The organism is Neobacillus sp. NPDC097160 (assembly GCF_044762155.1).
Taxonomy (GTDB): domain Bacteria; phylum Bacillota; class Bacilli; order Bacillales; family Cytobacillaceae; genus Neobacillus.
This window is the reverse complement of record NZ_JBIWDU010000011.1, coordinates 223,384-229,822: the sequence shown is the minus strand read 5'-3', so window position 1 is coordinate 229,822 and position 6,439 is coordinate 223,384. Positions and strand designations below refer to the sequence as shown.

6 protein-coding genes are annotated in these 6,439 nt (G+C 32.1%); all 6 read left to right on the top strand.

The window, feature by feature from the left end; all coding sequences use genetic code 11:
* Positions 1 to 679 (top strand): acetyltransferase (locus ACIQXV_RS17305; RefSeq protein WP_402960451.1); only part of this gene is annotated, 679 nt, incomplete at its 5' end.
* A 35-nt stretch (positions 680 to 714) separates the two neighbouring features.
* Entirely contained in the window at positions 715 to 1,890 is a 1,176-nt protein-coding gene (locus ACIQXV_RS17300; RefSeq protein WP_402960450.1) for an ATP-grasp domain-containing protein, read from the top strand.
* Positions 1,877 to 3,010 carry a dTDP-4-amino-4,6-dideoxygalactose transaminase gene (gene rffA, locus ACIQXV_RS17295; protein WP_402960449.1) on the top strand — a complete coding sequence of 378 codons (1,134 nt, stop codon included), beginning with the start codon at positions 1,877 to 1,879 and terminating at the stop codon, positions 3,008 to 3,010. Before ACIQXV_RS17300 ends, rffA begins: the two co-directional genes overlap by 14 nt.
* Before the next feature lie 9 nt (positions 3,011 to 3,019).
* Positions 3,020 to 4,453: a lipopolysaccharide biosynthesis protein gene (locus ACIQXV_RS17290; RefSeq protein WP_402960448.1), complete on the top strand. Its 1,434-nt coding sequence runs from the start codon at positions 3,020 to 3,022 to the stop codon at positions 4,451 to 4,453.
* Entirely contained in the window at positions 4,453 to 5,319 is an 867-nt protein-coding gene (rfbA, locus tag ACIQXV_RS17285; RefSeq protein ID WP_402960465.1) for a glucose-1-phosphate thymidylyltransferase RfbA, read from the top strand. Before ACIQXV_RS17290 ends, rfbA begins: the two co-directional genes overlap by 1 nt.
* Positions 5,320 to 5,388: 69 nt before the next feature.
* Entirely contained in the window at positions 5,389 to 6,420 is a 1,032-nt protein-coding gene (rfbB, locus tag ACIQXV_RS17280) for a dTDP-glucose 4,6-dehydratase (protein WP_402960447.1), read from the top strand.
* Positions 6,421 to 6,439: the final 19 nt, after the last annotated feature.

The window sequence follows — 6,439 nt, the reverse complement described above, 5'->3', positions numbered from 1 at the left end:
AAACTCTTTTTTAGGGAGAAGTAGTATGAAAATCATTATTTTTGGTACAGGGGATCTGTCAAAACAATTATATTACTATATAAAAAAAGAGCAAGAGTATCAAGTTAAATACTTTTGTGTTAATAAAGAGTATTTCATCGATAGTGAATTTATGGGAGAAAAAGTAATTACTTTCGAAGAATGTATAAAAGAGTTATCTCCTACTGAATATAAATTCATCATTGGTGTAGGGTATAAAAAGATGAGAATGAGAAAGAAAATATTCAACTTAATCAAAGCGGCTGGCTTTGAATTAATAAATTATGTTAGTCCCTATGCAATAGTACACGGTCAAATACAAGGTGAAGGGAATATCATTTTATCCAATGTAATTGTAGAGCCCTACACGATTATAAATGATAATAATATAATTTGGTCTAATTCAACCATATGTCACGATGTTGTTATTGGAAAACATAATTTTATTGCAGCCAACTCAGTAGTTGGTGGTTTTTCAAAAGTAGGAGAAAATAATTTTATTGGTTTTAATTCTACCATTAAAGATAATATTGTCATTGATAATGAAGTTTTAATTGGTGCCAACAGCTTAGTAGTAAAATCTCCTGAAAATTTTAGCTTATACTATGGGTCACCGGCAAGAAAAATTAGTGAGCATTATGAAAATGGAATAGAGATATAATAAGTCAAAATTAATGAGGCTTTTTTGAAAGGGGAGTGGAGAACATAGAAAGACTTGTTATTATTGGAGCGAATGATTTTCAAAAAAAATTAGTTGAAAAAGCTAATGCTTTAGGATACGAGACACATGTATTTGCATGGGAAGAAGGAGCGGTTGCTAAAGATATAGCTGATTTTTTTTACTCGGTAAGCATTACCGAAAAAGATGAAATTTTAAAACATGTTGTTCAAATAGAACCTATTGGAATATGTTCTATTGCATCAGATCTTGCCATGCCAACAGTTAATTATATTGCAAATAAATTGGGGCTTGTAGCAAATAGCATAGAGTGTACTGAAGTCACAACAAATAAGTTTGAAATGAGAAAAGTTTTAAGTTCAAATAGATTGCCATGTCCAAAATATCAATTAGTAAATAGTGCGAGTGAATTGAATTATGATGATTTGAAATTCCCTCTAATAATTAAACCGGTCGATAGATCAGGAAGTAGAGGGATTTATAAAGTAGAAAAATATGATGATATTGAATATGCCATTCAAAATGCGAAGTATGTATCCTTCACTGATAGAGTACTGGTAGAAGAGTATGTAGAAGGTAAAGAATTTAGTATAGAATATATCAGCAAAAATGGTCTGCATAAGTTTTTGCAAATTACAGAAAAATTTACGACGGGGTCACCGTATTTTATTGAAAGAGGACACCTATCCCCAGCTAGATTATCCGATGATAAGAAAAAAGAGATTAGGGATATAGTTGAAAAGTCTTTAAATGCATTAAAAGTTAAGAACGGTGCTTCTCATTCTGAGGTTAAAATTACATCCGATGGAGAAGTGAAAATAATTGAGATTGCCGCAAGGATGGGCGGAGATTTTATTGGTTCTGATATGGTTTACATATCTACACGTTTTGACTTTTTAAGTGCTGTAATAAATGTAGCTACTAGGAAGACAATTGATTTAGATTATCAATTGACAGAGTACATCGCTTTAGTTGGCTTTGTATTCAATGCAAAAGATAAAGAAAGATTTGAATTAGCACAAAAACAATTTCCCTATATTGTAAAAGAATATGAAATAAAGAAAGACATGGGTACTGTAAGCGATAGTTCGTCAAGAAATGGTTATTATATCTTAAACATTCATAATGATAAGGAATTGTCAGATGTATTAGGAATTCTTGGTTTGGAGGAAACGACTTATGATTTTGTTTAATGTCCCCCCATTTGTTGGGAAGGAACAGGATAATATAAAACAAGTAATTGAAGGTAATCAGAAAATTAGCGGAGATGGTCCTTTTACGAAGAATTGTAATCGGTGGTTTGAGGAAAACTTCGATACACCTAAATCATTATTAACTACATCATGTACACATGCATTAGAAATGGCAGCAATTTTATTAGATATTAACCCTGGTGATGAGGTAATTGCTCCATCATACACATTCGTCTCAACAGTTAATGCTTTTGTTCTTAGAGGGGCAAAAATTGTATTTGTCGACATTCGTCCAGATACAATGAATATAGATGAAACTTTGATTGAAGCTGCCATAACTGACAAAACAAAAGCAATCGTTCCCGTGCATTATGCGGGTGTAGCCTGTGAAATGGATACGATTATGGAAATTGCAAGGCGTTATAATCTATATGTAATTGAAGATGCGGCGCAAGGAGTAATGTCTACATATAAAGGTAAAGCTCTAGGGACAATTGGAGACTTAGGTTGCTTTAGTTTTCATGAGACAAAGAACTATTCGATGGGTGAAGGTGGAGCTTTGCTTATTCAGAATGAAAAGTTTTTTGAGAGAGCGGAGATTATTCGTGAAAAAGGAACTAACCGTAGTAGATTTATCCGTGGTCAAGTTGATAAGTATACATGGGTAGACATAGGTAGTTCATATCTGCCAAGTGAACTCAATGCAGCTTATTTATTTGCTCAGTTAGAGGAAGCTCATAAGATTAACGATAATCGTCTTAAAAGTTGGTATCTGTATTTTAATTCCTTAAAAGAACTTGAAGACAATGGGTGCTTAGGACTACCGGTTATACCTGAAAAATGTAACCACAATGCGCATATGTTTTATATTAAATGTCATGATATAGAAGAAAGAACTCGTTTGATTGAATGGTTGAAAAGTAAATCAGTTTTAACAGTCTTTCATTACGTGCCACTTCATTCATCTGAGGCAGGATTAAAATATGGAGAATTTGTTGGTGATGATCGATACACAACTTTAGAAAGCGAAAGATTAGTAAGACTTCCTATGTATTACGGATTAAGTGAGAATGAGATTAAGTATGTATGTAAACGGATTAATGAGTTTTATTTGGGATGAGAAAAATCAATGAAAAATAACTTATTCAAGAATTTCTTAACATATTTTTATGGTAGTGGTATTGGATTGGTGATTGGGTTATTCACAACTGTAATTTCAACTCGGTTACTATCGCCTGAAGATTTTGGTAAGGCTTCGATGTTCACACTTGCAGTTAATGTATTAATGATTTTTATTATATTTGGGACAGATCAAGCATTTGTTCGTTTCTTTTATGAAGAAGTAAATGGACTACGTAGTAAACTTTTATTTAATTCGATGAAAATACCCGCTATATTGTTGTTTTTTGTAATATTGTTTCTCATTATTTTTAAAGATGCTGTTATGATGTTTTTATTTGATGAATACAATTCGCTGGTATTTATTGTGATAATTATTAGTATTGTTTTTCAAGTAATTTATCGATTTTCTATACTTGTTATTCGTATGCAGCAAAAAGGCCATTTATATTCTTTAATGGAAATTTTTAATAAATCATTTAATTTAATTTTTTTAGTAATTTTATTTTACTTGATGGGGTCAAAGTATGAAATTCTAATTTATTCGGCAGGAATCTCTTTCGTTATACTTACAGGAATTTCAATTTTTTTGGAAAAGAAATTCTGGAATCCTCTTTCTCACATATCTTCTAGAGGTCACCACTCACAACGGGAAATATTTCAATTTAGCTATCCGTTAGTACTTACAACATTAATTAGTTGGTTATTTCAGTCGTTTGATAGGATTGCTTTACGACAATGGAGTGATTTTGATGAATTAGGTTTATACTCTGCAGCATTTAGAGTTGTTGCTTTATTAAATGTGGTTCAAGCTTCGTTTACTACTTTTTGGTCACCTGTTTGTTATGAACATTTTGAAAAGAAGCCTGATGATCGAGAGTTTTTTTCGATAGTGAGTAAAATAATTGGATTGGTTATGTTTTTGGTGGCTGTGTTAACAATTTTATTTAAAGATATTATTGTAATGCTTTTAGGTTCAGATTATAAACAAGCTGCTATTATTATGCCGTTTTTAATTTTTATGCCTATGATGTATACTATGTCCGAAACAACGGTTATCGGAATAAACTTCTTTAAAAAAACCAAGTGGCACATAATTATTTCAAGTGTAGCTTGTTTTGTGAACATTTTAGGAAATTTCATTTTAGTTCCACCATATGGAGCAGCAGGAGCAGCTGTTTCTACTGGATTATCATTTATCGTTTTTTTTGTTCTGAGAACGCACCTTTCTCAGAAATACTATCCTGTGAATTATGGTCTAAAGAGGGTTTACTTTTTAATATTTTGTATTTCCAGTTATGCTCTTCAGAATATGATCTGGCCTAATTATTTGATTACCTATTTAACCGGTATCTTATTGATAATGCTAATTATGGGATTTTATAAAAATGAGATTAAGAGAATTTTTCAGATATTAACTAATAATAGAAAGGTTGCAAAGTGATGAAAGGAATAATATTAGCGGGGGGATCTGGTACTCGTCTTTATCCATTGACACGAGCAGTATCAAAACAGATTCTCCCAGTATATGATAAACCGATGATTTATTATCCTTTATCCATACTAATGTTAGCTGGAATAAAGGAAGTACTAATTATCTCAACACCAAGAGATGTTGTTGGTTTTAGGGATTTATTGGGAGATGGAAGTAATCTTGGTATGAAATTTGAATATATAGTTCAAGATCAACCAAATGGTTTAGCGGAAGCATTTATTCTCGGAGAAGAGTTCATAGAAGATTCACCAGTAGCACTTATATTAGGAGATAATATTTTTTATGGTTCAGATTTCGGAAATAAATTACAAAAAGCAGCTACATTGCAAAATGGTGGTATTATCTTTGGCTGTTATGTAAAAGACCCACGGGCATATGGGGTTGTTGAAGTCGATGAATTACGAAATGCTATTTCAATTGAAGAAAAGCCTGAATATCCTAAGTCATCACTTGCTGTTCCTGGTTTGTATTTCTTTGATAATGATGTAGTTGAAATAGCCAAAAAGGTTCGACCATCTGCGCGTGGTGAAAAGGAAATTACATCAGTTATTGATGATTACTTACAAAGAGGAAAGTTAAAAGTTGAAATAATGGGTCGTGGCCTTGCATGGCTAGATACAGGTACTCATGAATCATTACTTGAAGCATCAAATTTTGTTGAAGCAATTCAAAAAAGACAAGGTTTATACATTGCGTGTATTGAAGAAATTGCTTATAGAAGAGGATATATTTCACGGCAACAGTTATTAGATCATGCCGAACCACTATTAAAAACGGAATATGGAAAGTACTTAGTGGATGTTGCAAATCAATAATATGAAAAAGTAATGATACTGTAATTTAATTTTAGTTGCGCAATGAATACTATTTGAGAGGGAAAATAGATGGAAAAGAAAAAACTTCTTGTCACTGGTGGTGCAGGTTTTATTGGTGGAAATTTTGTGCAATATATGGTAAATGAATTTCCGCAGTATGATATTTATAATTTAGATTTGCTAACTTATGCTGGAGATTTGACGAAACATCGCCAAGTGAAGAAAAAGAATAATTATCATTTTATTAAAGCAGATATAGCAGATCGTAAATTTATTATTTCTCTTTTTGAAAAGGAAAAATTTGATTATGTCATTCATTTTGCTGCTGAAAGTCATGTAGATCGCTCCATTTCAGACCCAAGTATATTTGTTCAAACCAACGTTTTAGGAACGCAAATATTACTAGATGCGTCAAAACAATTTGGTATTTCAAAATTTTTACACGTTTCAACAGACGAGGTGTACGGAGAACTTGATTTTGACCCAACTACTTTTTTCACAGAAGAAACACCATTACAGCCTAATAGTCCTTATAGTGCAAGTAAGGCGTCATCAGACTTCTTAGTACGAGCCTATCATGAAACATATGGTCTCCCAATTAATATTACTCGTTGCTCAAATAATTATGGACCATATCATTTTCCTGAGAAATTGATTCCTTTAACAATTTCTCGCGTATTGAATAATGAAAAAGTCCCTATATATGGCGATGGTAAAAATATCCGTGATTGGCTTCATGTTTATGATCATTGTGCCGCTATTGATTTAGTACTACATCAAGGTGTAAATGGAGAAGTATATAATGTGGGTGGTCACAATGAGCGAACAAACTTAGAAGTTGTAAAAACAATTATTCGCACTTTGGGGAAATCAGAAGACTTAATAGAATTTGTTACAGATCGTCTAGGGCATGATAAACGTTATGCTATCGATCCAACTAAGTTAGAACGATTAGGTTGGAAACCAACATTTAATTTTGAAACGGGAATAGCTCAAACTATTCAATGGTATATTGATAATAAAGAATGGTTAGAGCAAATAATTAGCGGAGAATATAAGAACTATTTTAAAAATCAATATTCAGTCAAGCAAAAGCTATAGAACATAGTAGAGCCATAAA

Coding starts and splice junctions, on each gene's coding strand:
- ACIQXV_RS17290 (WP_402960448.1), top strand. CDS start 3,020: ATGAAAAATAACTTATTCAAGAATTTCTTAACATATTTTTATGGTAGT.
- rfbB (WP_402960447.1), top strand. CDS start 5,389: ATGGAAAAGAAAAAACTTCTTGTCACTGGTGGTGCAGGTTTTATTGGT.
- rffA (WP_402960449.1), top strand. CDS start 1,877: ATGATTTTGTTTAATGTCCCCCCATTTGTTGGGAAGGAACAGGATAAT.
- rfbA (WP_402960465.1), top strand. CDS start 4,453: ATGAAAGGAATAATATTAGCGGGGGGATCTGGTACTCGTCTTTATCCA.